Genomic DNA, 17,865 nt, shown 5'->3' with positions numbered 1-17,865 from the left:
AATCTTGTCCGTTGTCCGCATGACCGTGGCCCGTTCACCGACCTCGGCATCCCTGTCGCTACGTGGCACCACGCCGGGCGGTGTCGTGTCAGCGTCCTGGCTGCGTAGAGAGTGCCAAAGGTTCCCGAACAGCAGGAGCAGCCCGAGCCGTACCCAAGCGCGTCGTAGCGGCGCAGGAGCAGCGTGGCCGGCGAGGCCAGGGCGCCGGTGACGCCGCCGATCAGCCCTTCGGCGGTGGTGTGGGAGCACTGGTGGAGTGTCAGTATTCGAGAGCTGCACTATTCGCCCGCCGGACGATTGGACCCACACCCGGCGGCCCGGTGGTGTCAGGAGGCCGGCTCACCACGCGTCACGTCACGCGAATGCCCTCGCGGTCTTCGAGGGCGCTGATGGCGGTGGCAGTGAGGCTGTGGGTGATGTGGCCTCGCATCAGCTGGGCGGCTTCGGCGGCACGGCCGTCCACGATCAGGGAGACAAGTTGGTGGTGTTCCTGTAGGTCCCGGGTGCGGGGTTCGTCACCGGGAGGGAGTTCGAGGCCGAGGCGCCGGTAGCGATCGGACTTGTCCCACAGGTCGTCCAGGAGACGGATGAGTACGTCGTTGTGCGAGGCGCGGTACAGCGCCTGGTGGAAGGCGCGGTGGGCCGTGAGTGCCTCCTCCCCCCATTGACGGGTGACGGGAAGGAGCTTGTCAACGGCGGCCTGCATCGTGGCGATGTCGTCGTCGGTCCGCCGCTGGGCGGCAAGTTCGGCGGCGGTCGGGTCCAGGGACAGACGTACCTCGAAGAGCTGGCGGGCTTCGTTCGAGTTCATGACCGAGACCCGGACGTCGCGATGGGTCTCCACGGTGACGAGTCCCTCGCTGCTGAGGCGACGGATGGCCTCGCGCAGGGGCGTGATGCTCATGTTGAGGGATTCGGCGAGGTCGTACTGGGCCAGCCGTGACCCGGCAGGGAGAGTGCCGGAGAGGATCCGATCGCGGAGTTCCGCGTAGGCGAGGTCACTCTTGCTGAAGAACAGGTTCTGCCCTGCCATAGCCCCCTGACCGTGCCCTTCCGGAGGTTTCCCACCCCTTGACATCCCGCATCGGACCGGCTCAGTCTAACAGGCGTCGCATCTTATAAGATATGAGAAAGGCTTCGCAGTGAAGATCACCAACGTCTACGAGGGCGTCGTTCCGATCAGCTCCTCGATCCGCAACGCCTGGATCGACTTCAGCTCCATGGACTGTTCGATCGTCGCGATCGAGAGCGACGTCATCCGGGACGGCAAGCCCGTGGTGGGCTACGGCTTCAACTCCAACGGCCGCTACAGCGCCGGGGAGATCCTGCGCCGCCGGATCCTGCCCCGCCTCCTCGAGGCCGAGCCCGGCAGCCTGCTCGACGAGCGGGGCGGCCTGGACCACGCCAAGGCGTGGGACGTGATGATGAACAACGAGAAGCCCGGCGGGCACGGCGAGCGCTCGGTCGCGGTCGGTGTGGTGGACATGGCCCTGTTCGACCTGGCCTCCAAGATCGAGGGCAAGCCGCTGTACCGGTATCTGTCCGAGCGCTACGGCGACGGGCAGCCCGACGACTCCGTCTTCGTCTACGCCGCCGGCGGCTACTACACCCCCGGCAAGACCCTCACCGACCTCCAGGACGAGATGCGCGGCTTCCTCGACCTGGGCTACGACGTCGTCAAGATGAAGATCGGCGGCGCCGACCTGGCGGAGGACCTGCGCCGTATCGAGGCCGTCATCGACGTCCTGGACGGCGACGGCTCCCGGCTGGCCGTCGACGTCAACGGCCGCTTCGACCTCGACACGGCCCTGGAGTACGGGCGGGCCATCGAGCCCTACGGGCTGTTCTGGTACGAGGAGATCGGCGACCCGCTCGACTACCACCTCAACGCCACCGTCGCCGAGCACTACACCGGCCCCATCGCCACGGGCGAGAACCTCTTCTCCCTCCAGGACGCCCGCAACCTGATCCGCTACGGCGGCCTGCGCCCCGACCGCGACACCATCCAGGTCGACCCCGCGCTCTCCTACGGTCTGGTGGAGTACCTGCGCATCCAGGACATGCTCCGCCAGCACGGCTGGTCATCGAGGCGCTGCATCCCGCACGGCGGGCACCAGTTCTCCCTGCACATCGCCGCCGCCCTCAAGCTCGGCGGCAACGAGTCCTACCCGGGCGAGTTCCAGCCCACCGGCGGCTTCGCCGACGATGCCGTCGTTGAGAAGAGCCGCGTCGGCCTGACCGACACCCCCGGCATCGGCTTCGAGAGCAAGGCCGCCTTCTACAAGGTGCTGCGCGCCCTGCACAGCTGACCGCCACCCCACCGCGGACGCGCCCGCCACCGGGCGGGCGCCGTCGGCCGGCGCCGCCGGATAGAGCCGGATAGGGGCGCCACACACGAGATCGGGGGCCCGCGAGCCGCGTCGCGTCCCCCGCACCCCCCCACGGGACAGGGCCACACACGATCGTCGTGCAAAGGAGCACCAACGATGACAAGCACCACCACGGGCCGCCCACAGCGGTCACGGCTGAGCCGTCTCATACGGGAGCTGTGGTTCGAGGTCGTCCTGGCCGCCGTCCTCGGTATCGCCGTCGGCATCCTCGCGCCCGGCCTGGGTGAGGACCTGAAGCCACTCAACGACTGGTTCATTGCGCTGGTCAAGATGATCGTGATCCCGGTCGTCTTCTGCGTGGTCACCACCGGCATCGCCTCTATGGACAACCTGCGCAAGGCCGGCCGGATCGGCGTGAAGGCGATCGGCTACTTCCTGGTGCTGTCCCTGGTATCCATGCTGATCGGACTGGTCGTCGCCAACATCTTCCAGCCCGGCTCCGGCCTGCACGTCGACCCCTCGTCACTGAACGCCGACGACGTGCCCAAGACCGCCACCGAGCACGCCACCTTCACCGGCTTCATCTCCTCCCTCATCCCCGCCTCCCTGCTGGGCGCGATCACCGGGGACGCGATCCTGTCCGCGCTGATGGTCTCGATCGTCTTCGGTGTGGCCCTGAACATGGCCGGCGAGGAAGGGGCACCGCTGACCCGCGGCATCAAGGCGCTGTCGGACGTCGTCTTCCGCATCGTGGGCTGGGTGATGCGGCTCGCGCCCCTGGGCACCTTCGGCGCCCTGGCCACCGTGGTCGCCACCTACGGCGCCGAGAGCCTCAAACAGCTCGGCTACCTCATCATCCTGTTCACCGCGACCTGCGTCGTCTACGTCCTGGTCGTCCTCGGCGCCATCATGCGGGCCTGCCGCCTGAGCCTGTTCGGCCTCATCCGCTTCCTCAAGGCCGAACTGCTCGTCGCCCTCAGCACCTGTTCCAGCGAGGCCGTCCTGCCCCAGCTGGTACGCAAACTGGAGTCCTCGGCGTCGGCCGGCCCGTGGTCGGCATCGTCATCCCCTCCGGGTTCTCCTTCAACCTGGACGGCTCCGCGGTCTACCTCACGATGGCCTCCCTCTTCCTGGCCCAGGCCATGGGCATCGACCTGTCCTGGCAGCAGCAGCTGATCATGGTCGGCGTCATGATGCTCACCAGCAAGGGCACCGCCGGGATCGCGGGCGGCGCGTTCATCGTCCTCGCCAGCAGCGTCACCGCGCTCGGCCACATCCCGCTCGCCGCCCTCTCCCTGATCGTCGGCATCGACCGCATCCTCAACGAGGGCCGCGTCTTCATCAACGTCCTCGGCAACGCCGTCGCCACCATCGTGATCGGCAAGTGGGAGAACGACTTCGACACCGAACAGGCCCGCAAGGTGCTGCACTCCGGCACCACCACGCCGCCACAGAGCGAGGTGGACACCGCCAAGGTCGGCGCCGACAAGTAGCCGTCGGGCGCCGAAGCGACACCGGATCCTCTGGGCGGTTCAGGGACCTCTCCACCAGGCAGAGACCTCCGATCCATGGATAAACCTTCCTCTCCTGCCCCTGTGCGGGCGCCCCTACGGTCGAGGTCGCGGGCGCTCACCGGCCCGCCGTACCGAAGGAGCAAGACCCCCATGAAGATGACCGGCAACACGATCCTGATCACCGGCGGAACCTCGGGCATCGGCCTCGGCCTGGCCCTGCGCCTGCACGAGGCTGGCAACAAGGTGATCGTCGCCGGCCGGCGCAAGGAGCTCCTCGACGAGATCACCACCGAGCACCCGGGCATCGACGCGCTCGTCCTCGATGTCGCGGACCCCGACTCGATCGCCCGGGCCCGCGAGACCATGGCGGCGAGTCACCCGGGACTGAACGTCCTGGTCAACAACGCCGGCATCATGCTGCGGGAGAACCTTCTCGACCCGGCCGACCTCCCGGTCGCCGAGGATCACGTCACGGTCAACCTGCTCGGCACGATCCGGATGACGTACGCCTTCCTGCCCCTGCTCGCGGGCAAGGACGACGCGGTCGTCATGAACGTCAGCTCCGCGCTGGCGTTCGTCCCGTACCCGAGCACGCCGACCTACAGCGCGACCAAGGCCGCGCTGCACTCCTTCTCCGAGAGCCTGCGCATCCAGCTCGCCGGTGCCGGTGTCCAGGTGATCGAGGTGGTCCCGCCGGGCGTGCGCACGACCCTGCTGGGTCAGCAGGACAACGACCACGCCATGCCGTTGGACGACTTCCTCACCCAGGCCCTCGACCTGCTGCGCGAGAAGCCCGACGCGAATGAGCTGGTCGTCGAGGGCGCCAGGTTCATCCGCGACGCGGTGGCCACCGGCTCCTACGACAACGTCCTCGCCATGATCAGCAGCAGCTGACCGACCTGTAGTGACCGACGCGGCACAACGGCACGCAGGCAGGTCCTGTCGGGTCACATCATGGACGAACGCGGACTGGACCGCCTCGGGGAGGGCCTCACCGAAGACGCGGAACGGCAGGGGAAGCGTCTTCGGCGTCGCCCCGGTCGTCGCACGGGAGGCGACCCGGCTCCGTCCTGAGCGCAGACGGGCACGCGAGCGCCCGTCCGACACGGCGGACGTCGTCGTGTCGGCCAGGCCGGGCGACGAGGCTCGGGCGTCGTCGACGGGGGACCGTCGCCGCAGGCCGTCTTCCATGCCGGCGGCCTGCGGCGCACCGCCGACGGTCAGCGAATTCCCCAGCGGGTCATGCAGGTCAAGGGACCATCGGGTCGTCCCGCCGCGAGCGCCCTCGGCGTCGGCCTCATGAGCGGCTTCGCGCGGGCGGGAGAGGAGTGCTCAGCCATGGATCGGCGGTCTCTGGATAGCCGGCCTGGATACGGCGAGGATGGGGGCATGGACAAGAAGGAACTGGCGGAATTCCTGCGCCACCGGCGGGAAGCGCTGCGGCCCCGCGACGTCGGGCTGGTCGAGGGGCCGCGCAGGCGTACCCAGGGACTGCGCCGCGAGGAGGTTGCGCAGCTCGCCGGCATGTCCACCGACTACTACGCCCGGCTGGAACAGCAGCGTGCTCCGCAGCCTTCCGTCCAGATCACCACGGCTCTCGCCCGGGCGCTGCGGCTGTCCCTGGACGAGCGCGACCATCTCTTCGTCCTCATCGGCCACAACGCCCCGGCCCGCTTCCACCGCTCCGAGCATGTCGGCCCGCCGCTGATGCGGGTCCTGGACCGTCTGGACGACTCCCCGGCCATGGTGCAGACCGATCTGTTCGACACCCTCGCGATGAACCCCCTGGCCGTGGCGCTGCTCGGCGACCAGACCCGCCACACCGGTCTGGCCCGCAGCGGCTACTACCGCTGGTTCATGGACCCGGCCGAACGGCTGATGGTTCCCGAGGAAACCCAGGAACGCCACGGCCGCGCTCAGGCGGCTCGCTTGCGGGCCGCGCTGACAGCCGGCAGCGACACCCCTCGAGCCGCCCGGATCCTCGCCGAACTCCAGGAACACAGCCCCGAGTTTGTCCGCATGTGGGACCTGCAGGAGGTCGCCCAACGCTACGACGACTGCAAGACCATCGTTCATCCCGAACTCGGCCGCATCGACGTCGACGCCCAGGTTCTGTTCACCGAGAACCGCGCACAGACCTTGGTGGTGCTGACCACTCGCCCTGGCACGGAGAGCCACAGCAAGCTCGAACTGCTCTCTGTCATAGGGCACCAGCAGCTCACCCCCTGACCTCATGGGCCGGGAGACGGGTCAGGGCTCGGCGCAGGAGGGGCCGAACAAGTTGGAGACCTGTGTCCCGGACCCGGTCAGGGGCGCTGGTGATGCCACCCACCTCCGTACGGCTCTTGTTCTGCGCGCTGCGGCCGGACAGGTGGGCCCCCTGTCATGTCCGGGGCCCGTGGTGGGGCCGCCGATTTGACCGGATGCTGCCTCCGTTTTACTCTCGAATACATACGGAGGTAGCATCCGTTTTGATGTGGCCGCAGGATCAGGACAGGCAGGAGGGCGCATGAGCGCCGGTGAACTGCGGGGACGCAAGCCCCGCGCGGACGTCCAGCGCAACCGCGCTGCTCTCCTGGAGACCGCGCAGCGTCACTTCCTGCAGCACGGAGTCGGCACCTCCCTCGAGGCGGTGGCCAAGGAGGCGGGCGTCGGGCCCGCCACCCTGTACCGGCACTTCCCCACCCGGGAGGCACTGCTGGCGGCCGTGCTGCAGACGCGCTCCGAGGAGCTGGTGGCCCGTCAGGCGGACATCGAGCAGCTCGACGACCCCGCCGAGGCGCTGGAGCAGTGGCTGCGGGCGATGGAGGACTACTTCAGCGCCTACAGCGGCCTTCCGGAACCACTCATGGCCGCGGCCAGGGCGCAGGAGCCGGACAGCCCGCTCACGATTCCCTGCGCCATCCTCATCTCCGCCACCGATGAGTACGTGCGAGCCGCGCAGCTCGCGGGGCGCGTGCGCGCGTCGGTGCGCGGGCACGACCTGTTCCTCGCGGCCTGTTCCGTCGCCTGGATCAAGGGCACCGGAACCGAGGGGGAGCCGCTCGACCGGCTGCGCACGCTCATCGCGAGCGGCTACCGCGAGCGGGACACCGAGGCGTAGACGCCGGGCCCCAGCCCTGACCCCCGCAACACCAGGTGGTACCCCCACCCGGCCTTCACATTGCGCTGCCCTCAGGGGCAGTGCAACCTCCCAAAGGACAAATCATGAAAATTACTGTCATAGGCGCTGGCGCCATCGGCGGGAACCTCGCTGCCAAGCTCAGCACGGCCGGTCACGACGTCCAGGTGGCCGACGCCCGCGGCCCCGAGGCCGTCCGGGCGGAGGTGCTGGAATCCGGGGCCCGCGCGACGGACCTCGCCGACGCCGTCCAGGGCCGGGACGTCATCGTCCTGGCCATCCCCTTCGGGGTGGCGGGGGAGCTGGCCGGCCTGTTCGCCTCGGTCCCCGCCGAGACGGTCGTCATCGACACCTCGAACTACTATCCGTTCCTGAGCGGGCAGATCGAGGCCGTGGACAACGGCGAGGTCGAGAGCGTGTGGAACGCGAAGCAACTGGGGCGCCCCGTGGTCAAGGCGTGGAACGCCGCCCTGGCCGAAACCCAGCGGACCCGGGGCGTGCCGGCCGGAACGCCCGGCCGCCTCGCCATTCCGGTCGCCGGCGACTCCGAGGAGGCGCGGCGGGTGGCGATGCAGCTTGTGGACGACACCGGCTTCGACCCCTACGACGCCGGCACGCTGGCCGACTCCTGGCGCCAGCAGCCGAACAGCCCCGCCTACTGCACCGAGCTGACCCTCGACGAGCTGCCGGCGGCCCTGGCCGCGGCCGACCGCGCCAAGGACGCCGCCATCCGCGACAGCCTCCCGGAGCGCCTCGCCGCCCGCCCGGCCACGGCCACCCTGGACGACATCGTCGAGATGAACCGCGCCGCCCACCGCTGAGTCCGACAGGGCTCTCGTGCACGCAACGGCACGAGGGCGGCAGCGCCGGCCCGCCACGAACACACACGACGAACACGAAGAGCGCACAGTCCCCCGCGCTGCGGCCTGCAGTCCCGGCACGCCGCTGCCTGTGAGCATCCGCAAGCCTGCCGGTGCCCGCAAGGGTGCGTCCGCACCCGGCCCTTACGCCAGCTGCCTCCTTGCGCGGCCTGCCGTACTGCGCCGCGCCGCGGTGGCCGCAGCGGGGACTGCGCGCCATGGAGAGGAACCGCCTTGCCCGGCACCGCATCAGCCTTCACCGACATCGCACGCTCCCGACGCTCCCCCCGGCGGTTCCTGCCCACCGCCCTGTCCCCTTCCGACATCCGCGGCGTGCTGGAAGACGCACAGACGGCCCCCTCGAACAGCAACACCCAGCCGTGGACCGTGCACGTCGTCTCGGGTTCGGCGCGCGACGCCCTGGCCAAAGAGCTGCTCCGGGCCGAGGAGGAGGGGCGGACCTCCCCAGATTTCACCGACGGCTACGGCGAGGAGGGCATCTACCTCGAGCGGTCGAAAGCCCTGGGCGCGAGTGTCTACGGGGCACGGGGCGTCGAGCGCTCGGACCGGCACGGCAGGAGGGCGGCGGTCCGCGAGAACCTGGAGTTCTACGGCGCTCCCCATGCCGCCTTCCTGTTCATGCCGGTACTCGGCGACGGGGTGCGGACGGCCGGCGACATCGGTATGTACGCGCAGAACTTCCTGCTCTCGCTGGCGGCCCGAGGGCTGGCCGGCATTCCGCAGACCGTGCTCGGCGTCTACGCCGACACCGTCCGCGAGTTCCTGGGCGTCACAGCGGAGCTCAAGTTGCTGTTCGGCATTTCCTTCGGCATGGCTGACCCGGCGGCACCCGTGAACAAGCTCCGCACGGAGCGGGTTCCGCTGCAGCAGAGCGTGGTCCTGCACGACACCCCCAGCATCCTCGACGCGTAAGAGCCCGCTGCGCTCGTCACCGGCAGGAAGAGAAGACCCACCACCATGTCATTCAGCGTCTCAGCCGCCGAACCACTTCAATCTCCCGTGGGCGTCGGCATCATCGGGTTGAGCGCGCGCGGCGGCTGGGCCGCCCGCGCCCATGTGCCGGCCCTGGAAGCGCTGAAGGGAAAGTTCGAACTGCGCGCCCTGAGCGCCAGCAGCGCCGAGTCCGCCAGAGCTGCCGGGCAGAAGTACGGCATCCCACTGGCCTTCGGCAGCGCCGAGGAACTGGTGCGTCGCGACGAAGTGGACTTGGTGGTGGTGACCGTGAAGGTCCCCCACCACCGGAGGCTCGTCGAGGCGGCACTGCACGCGGGCAAGAACGTCCTGTGCGAGTGGCCCCTGGCCAACGGCTGTGCAGAAGCGGAGGAGTTGGCGGGGCTCGCCGCCCGTGCGGGCGTACGCGGCTTCGTGGGCCTCCAGGCCCGTGCCAGCTCTGCCCTGCGGTATACGCGCGACTTGGTCGCCGAGGGCTACGTCGGCGAGGTGCTGTCCACCAGCATGATCGCCTCCGGCGGTGCCTGGGGACCCACGTTCTCCTCCGGCAGCGAGTACCTGCTCGACCGGGACAACGGGGCCACCATGCTCACCATCCCCTTCGGACACACCATCGACGCGCTGTCGACGGTCCTTGGTGAGTTCACCGAGATCGCCGCCACCACGGCGGTCCGCCGCCCCCGCGTCACCAACGCCGAGACCGGCGAGAGCACGACCATGACGACGGCCGACCAGGTCGCGGTCACGGGAGTCCTGGAGACCGGGGCCGTCGCTTCCGTCCACTACCGCGGAGGCTCCTCCCGCGGGACGAACTTCCACTGGGAGATCAACGGAACCGACGGCGATCTCATCGTCACCGCGCCCAGCGGGCACCTGCAGCTGGCACCCATCACCCTGCACGGCGCCCGCGGCAACGACGCCCGACTCACCGCACTCGCCGTCCCTGACACCTACGAGTGCGTCCCCTCCCTTGCAGGCCGCTCCGACGAACCCGGCTACGCCCTGGCCCACGCGTACGCCAACCTCCACGACGACTTGACCGAGGGGACCCGCACCGCACCCGACTTCGGGCACGCCGTACGCCGCCACCGCCTCCTCGACAGCATCGAACGCGCCGCAACCACCGGCGAACGCATCCGACTCGCCCCCTGACGCGGGCTCTTCAGAAGAGGCGGAAGGGATCTGCCGGATGTCAGGGCTGGATCCGGAATCTGTGGTGGGCCGCCAACTTCGATATCCCGGAACAGGGCGGCAGGGTCCGCCATCTACCGGGCACGGGGCGTCGAGCGCTCGGACCTGCACGGCCGGAGGGCGACGGTCCCGCGAGAACCTGGAGTTCTACGGCGCCCCCCCATGCCGCCTTCCTGTTCATGCCGGCGCTCGGAGACAGGGTGCGGACTGCCGGCGACATCGGCATGTACGCCGCAGAACTTCCTGCTCTCACTGTCGGCCCGGGGGGGCTGGCCGGCATCCCGCAGACCGTGCTCGGCGTCTACGCCGACACCGTCCGCGAGTTCCTGGGTGTCCCCGCGGAACTCAAGCTGCTGTTCGGTATCTCCTTCGGCACGGCCGACCCGGCGGCACCCGTGAACAAGCTCCGCACGGAGCGGGTTCCGCTGCAGCAGGGCGTGGTCCTGCACGACACCCCGTGGAGTCCTCGACAGGCCGTAGTTCCTTCGCCCGCAGGAGCGATCCGGCACCTGGTCCCGGCCCACCACTCGGTCGGAGATCAGCACCTGCACAGCTTTTGACCATTCGGAGGATGCCTCCGTGTTCTCGAGAAGGTAAACGGAGGTAATCTCCGTTTCTCATGGCCCGGTCTGGAGAAGTACCCATGACAAGCCGACAGATGATCCTGGGCATGCAGTTCAGCGGCGGCTACGGAGCCGCACCGGGGGCCTGGCGACGTCGTCCGCGACGCCTCCCTGACCGTCGCACCCGGTGAGGCCGTCGGCCTGCTCGGCCCCAGCGGCTGCGGCAAGTCCACCCTCGCCCGCGTCGCGGCCCTGCTACACCGCCCCGAGTCGGGCACCCTTGTCCTGGACGGCGAACCGGCACGGCGCTGGAGGCACCGCGCCCCACGGGACCTGCGCACCGCCATCGGCGTCGTCTTCCAGCAACCCCGCCTCTCCGCCGACCCCCGACTGCGGCTCACCGACCTGATCGCCGAGCCCCTGCGCGCAACCGGCCGCCGCGACAAAATCCCAGTTCGCTTGGCAGAGTTGGCCCCGGCCGTCGGCCTCACTCCCGACCTCCTGGACCGCCGCCCCCACGAGGTCAGCGACGGCCAGCTCCAGCGCGCCTGCCTCGCCCGCGCCCTGGTCCTGCAGCCGCGCTGGCTGATCTGCGACGAGATGACCGCGATGCTCGACGCCTCCACCACAGCGGCCCTGGTGGCAGCCGTCGAGAACTACCGCACCGCCACCGGCGCCGGACTCCTCGCAGTCGGCCACGACCAAGTGCTCCTGGACCGCTGGTGCGACCGCACCGTCCACTGGGAGAAACTGACCGCCACAGGAGTCGGGGAGTAAGCGGATGCAGTCCACGACGATCAAGCGTGCCGTTGCCCAGGACGCAGACCGCCTCACCAGGCTGATCCAGAACTCCGGCGCCTACCGGGGACCGTACGCCTCGATCATCTCCGGCTACCGGGTCACCGCCGACTACATCACCCGTCACCGAGTCTTCGTGGCCGTCGATGCGGTCGAACGACTCCAGGGCTTCTACGCTCTGCTGCTGGAGCCACCGGAGCTGGACCTGGCGTTCGTGGCAGACGACGTTCAGGGAAGGGGTGTCGGCCGGCTCCTCATCGAGCACATGCTCTCCCAAGCCAGGGCGGCCGACCTGACCGAGGTACGGGTGATCTCCCATCCCCCGGCCGAGGAGTTCTACCGCCGTCTGGGCGCCGTGCGTGTGGGAACCGTCGCCCCCTCACCGCCGAAGGTCGACTGGGAGCGTCCCGAGCTGCGGTTCACCACCGCCTGAGACCACACAACAGCCCCTCAAGCCAGCCGCAGCAACAGGAAGGCTCCCGCAGGCATCGGGCCTGCGGGAGCCTCCCGTTGTACCGCCTGCTACGTGAAGGGTGAGAAGACGATCACGAGCAGGATGTCTGTGTGACGCTGCTACGGCGTCACGGAGTGAGCAGCAGGCTGTCGCCGCGCTCCTTGGCGGCGGCGTAGCGCCGGGCCACGTCCTGCCAGTTGACGACGGCCCACATCGCGTCAATGAAGTCGACCTTCTGGTTCTTGTACTGCAGGTAGAAGGCGTGCTCCCAGGCGTCAAAGACGAGGATCGGGGTGGAGCCCTGGCCGACGTTGCCCTGGTGGTCGTAGACCTGCTCGACGATCAAACGGCCGCTGACGGGCTCGTAGGCGAGAACGCCCCAGCCGGAGCCCTGGGTGGTGGCGGCGGCCTTGGTGAGCTGGGTTTTGAAACCGGCGAAGGAGCCGAAGGACTCGGTGATCGCATCCGCGAGCTCGCCCACGCCGTCGGCCTCCAGCGGCTCGCCGCCCCCGTCGCCGGACATGTTCCGCCAGTAGATGGAGTGCAGGATGTGCCCCGACAGGTGGAAGGCCAGGTTCTTCTCCAGCCCGTTGACCGCCCCCCACGCCTCCTTGTCCCGCGCCTCCGCCAGCTGCTCCAGGGTGTCGTTCGCGCCCTTCACATAGGCCGCGTGGTGCTTGTCGTGGTGCAGCTCGATGATCTCGGGGCTGATAACCGGAGCGAGCGCCGAGTAGTCGTACGGAAGTTCCAGGAGCGTGTACACCGGCATGTCCAACGTCCTCCGACATAATTGCGAATGATGCGCAGATGCACGCTAGCAGCAAGAAGTGTGACTGCCGATCAGGCATTGGACCTAGGACTCGGGGCCGTGCCGGGGCAGTTGGAACTAAAGGGCCCGTGTGATGTCGTGATCAATCGGCTGTTCGCAACAGTTCTTCGAGCCAGATCATCGAGGCACGGAGTTCGAGGCCGGCGAGGTAGCTCTCGGGTGTCTTGTCGAAGCGTGTGGCGATGCCCCGCCAGTCCTTCAGCCGGTTGATCAGGCGCTCGACGGCGTTTCGTTCCTTGTAGAGGTCGACGTCGTGGCTGACGGGCCTGCCGCCTCGGCTGCCCTTCTTCTTGCGGTTGGCGGCCTGGTCCTTCTTCTCAGGGATCACCGCCTTGATGCCGCGTTTTCGCAGGTAGAAGCGGTTGGCGCGGGACGAGTAGGCCTTGTCGGCGGCGACCACGCCCGGCCGGGTGCGGGGCCGGCCGACCGGCAGACGGACGCGGATCCCCTTCAGCACGGGGATGAATTGCGGGCTGTCCGCAGCCTGCCCGGCGGCCAGAAGGAACGACAGAGGCCGGCGCCTGCGGTCGGCAGCGAGGTGAATCTTGCTGGTCAGCCCGCCGCGTGACCTTCCGAGCTGGGCTTCCTTGAGGCGGAGCCTTCGTCGTCGGCGGACGTGTCGCGCTCTTCCCGCTCGGGCCCGTTTCCGCCGTTCCGCCCGTTCTGTTCCGCCTCGCGTCCCCCTTTTGCCGGGCCTTCTCCTGCTCTGCGGCGGCTTCCTCAAGAGCCTCCATGACGTCCGCGCCAACGAGCATCCCGGCGGCGTCGTGGTGAGCGCGGACGGTCGCTGTGGGATACAGCTGATCCGACCCTCTCGTGCTACGAGGTCATCACGAAGGAGGCGGAAGAGTGGTGAGCACGTTTGCGGGCGCTTACCGTGTGGGCGGATCCGGGGGGGGCGATGAGGCATCGGTGGCGGCGAGGGCTACTGGCCGTGGTGGTGGGGCTGCTGGTGGCGGGCTGTTTCGCCCCGTCGCCGCCGATGTTCGGCGATGGGGAGGCGGTGCCCGTAGAAGCCTCGCGTGTTCCACTGCCGGTGCGGCCGGGCCCCGATGGCACATGGGCGCTGAACGACCCCGCGGCGGGGCTGCTCGGCCAGGGCCGCACGCTGGTCCGCCTGGATGGCGCAGAGAACGGGGGCTGGCGGCTGGCATTGCCGGCAGAATTCGCGTTGACCTCGCACCAGCCCGGCGCGGCGCACTCCGTGCTCGGCGGTGGTAGCCGGGTGATATTGGTCGGCGGCCGAGACGGCCGCCGGGGTCCGAGTGCGATCGCCGGGCTCGACCCGGAGCGGGGGCTTCTGATCTGGCGTCAGGCCTTGCCGCTCGGCAGCCAGGTTTTCCTGATGGAGAACAGCTCCGTCATACTGACGGCGGTCTGCCGCCCCAAATCCTGCCGCCTGACCGGCTGGGACGCCTGGTCGGGTGTACTCCAGTGGACGCACGCAGTGTCCGGGGCGGTAGGAGTCGTCTGCCAGGCCGACGCGCTCGCCACCGCCGACGGCCGCAGAAGGGACCAATGCGGGCCCTATCTGGTCACCCCCGACCGAGTCGGCACAGTTGACCCGGGCAACGGCGGGCTTCACTGGCAGGCGGCGCTGCGGCCGCCCGACGGCACCGTCGATCGAATCATCAAGGACAACGACCGGATCATCATGGTCACCGCACCGGCCAAGGGCAGCTGCCGCGCCACCGTCCTCGCCAGCGGGGTGGAATCCGGTGACGGGGACCGCGGCTGGCAGTACACCTTCGTCTGGGACCAGCCTCAGGCCCCGCGCGACGCGCGCACCGGATGCCGCTGGGACCGCACTCTCCCCCTGATCGTCGGCTACCACATGGTACTGCCGGACGCCAAAGGCACCCTGGTCGTCGATCCCTACTTCGGCACCCTGCGCCGCTCCCGGCGACTGGCCCCGGGCGAGTACCTGGTCACCTACGGCACCATGAACGAGATCATCCGCGCGCCCGGCCGCCCGGATCGGCTCCTGTACCCAGGCGCCGACCAACTGGTCCGCCCCCACGGGCTGAGCCCCGCGGCGCGGTCCGTCACCGGCGGCTTCTGGCAGGACGGTCGCCGCCTGCTCCTGCTGGACCACCGGGGCAACACCCTCTGGCGGGGCACATCGGACTGCCAGGCGTTCCGCCCCGCCGACAAAGCCGCCGGCGGGCCGCTCGCCTACTGCGACGGCAACGACCTGGTGACCTTGCGTCCCGTGCACAAAGACTGACAGCCCCGTACGACCGGCATCCGCTACACGGACGCTAGTGACAGTGCAAAGTCGACGGAACCCATCCACCGCGGGCACAGGCCAAAAGCGGAGTGGCCCGGAGGTTCCGGGCAGACGCGATGGACCCCAAATGGAGCGGGGGACGCCCCCAGTCGATCAGTGAGCGGGCGCGCGAGCACTTCCGCCTGATACGCCCGGACGTCCCCTGCCGACTGGAACATGGTCGCCGTCTCCGCTTGGAGGCTGGCCAACCTCGCAGCCCACCTGGTCGAACGGCCCGTGGCTATGACGATCAGCCGGGAGACCCTGCGCCGCATCCTGCGCGACGGCAAGGTCTCCTGGCAGACCACGACCACCTGGAAGGCGTCCACCGATCCGGACTTCATCGCCAGATGCACCGGGTTCTGGCCCTGCACGACACCCCACCGACCGACGGACAGGTGATCTGCTTCGACGAGTTCGCACCGCTCAACTTGATACCCCGAAAGGGCCAAGCATGGAGTCCGGCCGGCAGTCCCCGCCGGCTACGGCCCCTACAACCGCTACGGCGGCGTGACGCACCTGCTCGCCGCTCTCGACCTGGCCACCGGAAAGAGATCTACTACCGAATCGGCACACGCAAGCGGTGGCGCGAGTTCCTCGGCCTGCTCAGAGCCCTGCGCACCCGCTGGCCCGGAGAGAAGCTGTACTTGGTGCTGGACAACTTCTCCCCGCACAAGCGCTCCGAGGTCCACACCTGGGCCGCCGCCAACAACATCGAGCTGGTCTTCCTGCCGACCTACGGATCCTGGCTGAACTGGCTCGAATCGGAGTTCGCCGCCCTGCGCTCCTTCATCCTTAACGACACCGACTACCGCACCCACGCCGAGCAGAACGCCGCCATCGCCGCCTATGTGCGCTGGCGCAACGCACGCGCGAACCGAAGACCTACTTCGCCCCCGACTCACCCATCGGCACTTGGACTCAATACCCAGCCAGGCCGCATGAGGGGTCAGCCGGGGCTCTGCTCCCGCGGATACGGCGACATCATCGTTGCGGGAACCGCTCGGTCTGCGCCGTCACCTCGAGACAGGCATGACCAGCGTCTTCACGAAGTCGACGGCCCCTTCCTGTCGGTAGAAGCGCAGGGCGCCATCATTTCCCGCGATAACGGAGATCTTCATGACCTGGACACCCGACTCGGCGAGACGCTCACGCACGGCCCTGACAAGGGCCTGCCCGACACCGGCGCCGCGTGCCTCATCATCGACCACGAGGGTTTCCAGCACGCCGACTTGATCCCCCCACTGCCATGCCCCAGGGGCGTGCAGGATGCGTACGAACGCATAGCCGAGCAGGTGATTCCCGCTCCGAGCCACCAGTACCGCAGCAAGCGGCTCCTGCAGCCATTCGAGGTACTGTCCCCGCCGCAGACGCCACGATTCTTCGGATGAACGAACCGTGCCGAGAGCCGCCAGGTGTGCCGCTTCCCGACTGTGATGGACCAGGAGCTGCCCCCACAGGCGCTCCAGGCAGTCCACCTCGGAAGGAGCCAGGACGTCGATCACGGGATTCATGCCAGGAAGCGTAGCCAACGAAGGCTCCGCGGCTCCAACTGACGCTTAGGTGCGAGGCGGGAGTACCTTTCCGGCCAGGACGGTGGTGTTGAGGCGCAGCAGGGCGCTGATGTCGGTCAGCGGGTCTTGGTCGACGATGATGAGGTCGGCGTCGTATCCGGCGCGGATGTGGCCCTTGCGGTCGCCCAGCCCGCATGCCTCGGCCGCGACCGAGGTGGCGGTGGCGAGCGCGTCGGCAGGTGACATGCCGCCGGTCACGAGATCGGCGATCGCGAGGGGCAGGATGCCGTGGGCTTTGCCCGGGTTGATGCCTCCGTCGGTGCCGGAGATGATGGTGACTCCCTGGCGGTGTGCTTGAGCGACCTGTTCGGCGCGGGTCTTTAGGTCCATGCCGGCTTTGTGTAGGCGCTCGAGCAGATGCGGGGGCGGTACGGCGTCCGGTGTCCGGCCGAGGGTCGGGCAGACCACGATGCCCTGCGTGGCCATCGCCGCGATCACGTCCTCGGGCACATGCACGCCGTCGGCGGTCAGGAACGTGCAGTGCTCGATCCCGTCGACGCCGGCTGCAATGGCGTCGCGGATCGAGACCAGGGCGTGTGCGTGAGCCGTGACCGGGAGTCTGGCGGCGTGCGCCTCGTCGACGACGGCTGTGAGTTCCTCGGCGGTGAACTGGCCCCGGTCCGCATCGGACCCGGGGGTCATCATCCCCCCGCTCGCCATGACTTTCACGACATCGACGCTGCGCTCCGCTCGCTCTCGGACCGCGGCCCGCAGTTCCTCCACGCCGCCCGCCTCGCCGCCCATGTTCGAACAGTGCCCTCCGCGGCTCGTGATCGGCGGTCCGGAGGCAAGGACGGTGGGCAGTCCCGCGAGGGGACGAGCACGCCAGTCGACGACCGACCACGCCTTGTCCCCGAGGTCGCGGACGGTGGTGACACCGGTCGACAACTGGACCCGCAGTGATCTCTCAATGGTGCGCGACAGATCTTCGGGGGAGAAAGCGGCCAGTCGCTCGAGCGCTCCCGGCCCCGAGTCGCCGACCAGATGTACGTGGGTGTCGATGAGGCCGGGCAGCAGCGTGCCGTTGGGGTGATCGAGGATCTCGCAGCCGGAAGGGATGTCGAACCCGGTCGACTCGACACCGACGATCCGGCCACCCTCCACGAAGGCGACACCCGCGTCCCGCACCAGGGCATGGCCGTCAAAGATCCGTGCAACCCGGAGAGCCAGCATGGTGATCCTCCCGCTGTTCGCCATCCTCGGCGCCCTCCGCCGCACGAAGCATCGCAGAACACATCATGAGGAAATGCGGTGGCACAAAAGCATGGGCAGGCTGCCGACCGGTCGATGACGCAGCGAAGTGGCCATCAACGAAGCGTTATGGTGCCATGCCTCCTCGCGTCTTGCGGGATTCGATAGCCCGGATGGCCGCGCTGGCTGCCAGGGCGAG

General features: G+C 68.9%; 16 protein-coding genes and 3 pseudogenes. 14 read left to right on the top strand and 5 right to left on the bottom strand.

Going from position 1 to position 17,865, the window contains the following annotated elements; translation table 11 throughout:
• Nucleotides 1-349: 349 nt before the first annotated feature.
• Entirely contained in the window at nt 350-1,033 is a 684-nt protein-coding gene (locus ABZ098_RS37155; protein WP_355894536.1) for a GntR family transcriptional regulator, read from the bottom strand.
• A 109-nt stretch (nt 1,034-1,142) separates the two neighbouring features.
• Here ABZ098_RS37155 and ABZ098_RS37150 point away from each other — a divergent pair, with 109 nt between their 5' ends.
• From ABZ098_RS37150 to ABZ098_RS37100, 11 genes and pseudogenes are all read left to right on the top strand, one after another.
• On the top strand, nt 1,143-2,309 hold the full coding sequence (locus tag ABZ098_RS37150; RefSeq protein ID WP_356598163.1) for a mandelate racemase/muconate lactonizing enzyme family protein: 1,167 nt from the start codon (nt 1,143-1,145) through the stop codon (nt 2,307-2,309).
• Between the two features lie 177 nt (nt 2,310-2,486).
• A pseudogene (locus tag ABZ098_RS37145) lies at nt 2,487-3,823 on the top strand (cation:dicarboxylase symporter family transporter).
• 171 nt (nt 3,824-3,994) lie between these two features.
• The gene (locus ABZ098_RS37140) at nt 3,995-4,738 is read left to right on the top strand and encodes an SDR family NAD(P)-dependent oxidoreductase (protein WP_356598162.1); all 744 of its coding nucleotides are present in this window, start codon (nt 3,995-3,997) and stop codon (nt 4,736-4,738) included.
• Nucleotides 4,739-5,233: 495 nt separating this feature from the next.
• A complete protein-coding gene (locus ABZ098_RS37135; protein ID WP_356598161.1) occupies nt 5,234-6,073 on the top strand; it encodes a helix-turn-helix transcriptional regulator in 840 nt (279 codons plus the stop codon).
• Nucleotides 6,074-6,353: 280 nt separating this feature from the next.
• Nucleotides 6,354-6,947: a helix-turn-helix domain-containing protein gene (locus tag ABZ098_RS37130; protein ID WP_356598160.1), complete on the top strand. Its 594-nt coding sequence runs from the start codon at nt 6,354-6,356 to the stop codon at nt 6,945-6,947.
• Between the two features lie 104 nt (nt 6,948-7,051).
• On the top strand, nt 7,052-7,786 hold the full coding sequence (locus ABZ098_RS37125) for an NAD(P)-binding domain-containing protein (protein ID WP_356598159.1): 735 nt from the start codon (nt 7,052-7,054) through the stop codon (nt 7,784-7,786).
• Between the two features lie 273 nt (nt 7,787-8,059).
• On the top strand, nt 8,060-8,758 hold the full coding sequence (locus ABZ098_RS37120; RefSeq protein WP_356598158.1) for a nitroreductase: 699 nt from the start codon (nt 8,060-8,062) through the stop codon (nt 8,756-8,758).
• Nucleotides 8,759-8,803: 45 nt separating this feature from the next.
• Nucleotides 8,804-9,949 (top strand): Gfo/Idh/MocA family oxidoreductase, encoded by a 1,146-nt coding sequence (locus ABZ098_RS37115; protein ID WP_356598157.1) that lies wholly within the window; start codon nt 8,804-8,806, stop codon nt 9,947-9,949.
• Between the two features lie 239 nt (nt 9,950-10,188).
• Complete coding sequence (locus ABZ098_RS37110; protein ID WP_356598156.1) at nt 10,189-10,548, top strand: hypothetical protein; 360 nt, start codon at nt 10,189-10,191, stop codon at nt 10,546-10,548.
• A gap of 174 nt (nt 10,549-10,722) precedes the next feature.
• Complete coding sequence (locus ABZ098_RS37105; RefSeq protein WP_356598178.1) at nt 10,723-11,328, top strand: ATP-binding cassette domain-containing protein; 606 nt, start codon at nt 10,723-10,725, stop codon at nt 11,326-11,328.
• Nucleotides 11,329-11,332: 4 nt separating this feature from the next.
• The gene (locus tag ABZ098_RS37100; protein ID WP_356598155.1) at nt 11,333-11,782 is read left to right on the top strand and encodes a GNAT family N-acetyltransferase; all 450 of its coding nucleotides are present in this window, start codon (nt 11,333-11,335) and stop codon (nt 11,780-11,782) included.
• A 148-nt stretch (nt 11,783-11,930) separates the two neighbouring features.
• Here ABZ098_RS37100 and ABZ098_RS37095 read toward each other — a convergent pair whose 3' ends face one another.
• Together ABZ098_RS37095 and ABZ098_RS37090 are read right to left on the bottom strand one after the other, a co-directional pair.
• The gene (locus ABZ098_RS37095; protein WP_356598154.1) at nt 11,931-12,572 is read right to left on the bottom strand and encodes a superoxide dismutase; all 642 of its coding nucleotides are present in this window, start codon (nt 12,570-12,572) and stop codon (nt 11,931-11,933) included.
• A 142-nt stretch (nt 12,573-12,714) separates the two neighbouring features.
• Nucleotides 12,715-13,436, bottom strand: a pseudogene (locus ABZ098_RS37090) (IS5 family transposase); the annotation flags it as partial.
• A gap of 130 nt (nt 13,437-13,566) precedes the next feature.
• On the opposite strand from ABZ098_RS37090, the gene ABZ098_RS37085 reads away from it, so the two are divergent.
• From ABZ098_RS37085 to ABZ098_RS37075, 3 genes and pseudogenes are all read left to right on the top strand, one after another.
• Nucleotides 13,567-14,859, top strand: a complete 1,293-nt coding sequence (locus tag ABZ098_RS37085; RefSeq protein ID WP_356598153.1) for a PQQ-binding-like beta-propeller repeat protein — start codon at nt 13,567-13,569, stop codon at nt 14,857-14,859.
• 219 nt (nt 14,860-15,078) lie between these two features.
• Complete coding sequence (locus ABZ098_RS37080) at nt 15,079-15,303, top strand: hypothetical protein (RefSeq protein ID WP_356598152.1); 225 nt, start codon at nt 15,079-15,081, stop codon at nt 15,301-15,303.
• Nucleotides 15,252-15,647 (top strand): annotated as a pseudogene (locus ABZ098_RS37075) (transposase); the annotation flags it as partial. The gene ABZ098_RS37080 and the pseudogene ABZ098_RS37075, both read left to right, overlap by 52 nt.
• Before the next feature lie 270 nt (nt 15,648-15,917).
• On the opposite strand, the gene ABZ098_RS37070 reads toward ABZ098_RS37075, so the two are convergent.
• The gene (locus ABZ098_RS37070; protein WP_356598177.1) at nt 15,918-16,415 is read right to left on the bottom strand and encodes a GNAT family N-acetyltransferase; all 498 of its coding nucleotides are present in this window, start codon (nt 16,413-16,415) and stop codon (nt 15,918-15,920) included.
• Between the two features lie 45 nt (nt 16,416-16,460).
• The gene (locus tag ABZ098_RS37065) at nt 16,461-17,648 is read right to left on the bottom strand and encodes an amidohydrolase family protein (protein WP_356598151.1); all 1,188 of its coding nucleotides are present in this window, start codon (nt 17,646-17,648) and stop codon (nt 16,461-16,463) included.
• Nucleotides 17,649-17,865 lie beyond the last annotated feature (217 nt).

Source organism: Streptomyces sp. NPDC006335 (genome assembly GCF_040612795.1).
GTDB lineage: Bacteria > Actinomycetota > Actinomycetes > Streptomycetales > Streptomycetaceae > Streptomyces.
The sequence above is the reverse complement of the archived record's forward strand: the minus strand, read 5'-3'. Positions and strand labels throughout refer to the sequence as shown.

What these genes read in the sequence shown, in the direction of transcription:
- ABZ098_RS37155 (WP_355894536.1), bottom strand. Translation starts at nt 1,033, where the DNA reads ATGGCAGGGCAGAACCTGTTCTTCAGCAAGAGTGACCTCGCCTACGCG.
- ABZ098_RS37140 (WP_356598162.1), top strand. Translation starts at nt 3,995, where the DNA reads ATGAAGATGACCGGCAACACGATCCTGATCACCGGCGGAACCTCGGGC.
- ABZ098_RS37135 (WP_356598161.1), top strand. Translation starts at nt 5,234, where the DNA reads ATGGACAAGAAGGAACTGGCGGAATTCCTGCGCCACCGGCGGGAAGCG.
- ABZ098_RS37130 (WP_356598160.1), top strand. Translation starts at nt 6,354, where the DNA reads ATGAGCGCCGGTGAACTGCGGGGACGCAAGCCCCGCGCGGACGTCCAG.
- ABZ098_RS37125 (WP_356598159.1), top strand. Translation starts at nt 7,052, where the DNA reads ATGAAAATTACTGTCATAGGCGCTGGCGCCATCGGCGGGAACCTCGCT.
- ABZ098_RS37115 (WP_356598157.1), top strand. Translation starts at nt 8,804, where the DNA reads ATGTCATTCAGCGTCTCAGCCGCCGAACCACTTCAATCTCCCGTGGGC.
- ABZ098_RS37100 (WP_356598155.1), top strand. Translation starts at nt 11,333, where the DNA reads ATGCAGTCCACGACGATCAAGCGTGCCGTTGCCCAGGACGCAGACCGC.
- ABZ098_RS37095 (WP_356598154.1), bottom strand. Translation starts at nt 12,572, where the DNA reads ATGCCGGTGTACACGCTCCTGGAACTTCCGTACGACTACTCGGCGCTC.
- ABZ098_RS37080 (WP_356598152.1), top strand. Translation starts at nt 15,079, where the DNA reads ATGGTCGCCGTCTCCGCTTGGAGGCTGGCCAACCTCGCAGCCCACCTG.
- ABZ098_RS37070 (WP_356598177.1), bottom strand. Translation starts at nt 16,415, where the DNA reads ATGAATCCCGTGATCGACGTCCTGGCTCCTTCCGAGGTGGACTGCCTG.
- ABZ098_RS37065 (WP_356598151.1), bottom strand. Translation starts at nt 17,648, where the DNA reads ATGCTGGCTCTCCGGGTTGCACGGATCTTTGACGGCCATGCCCTGGTG.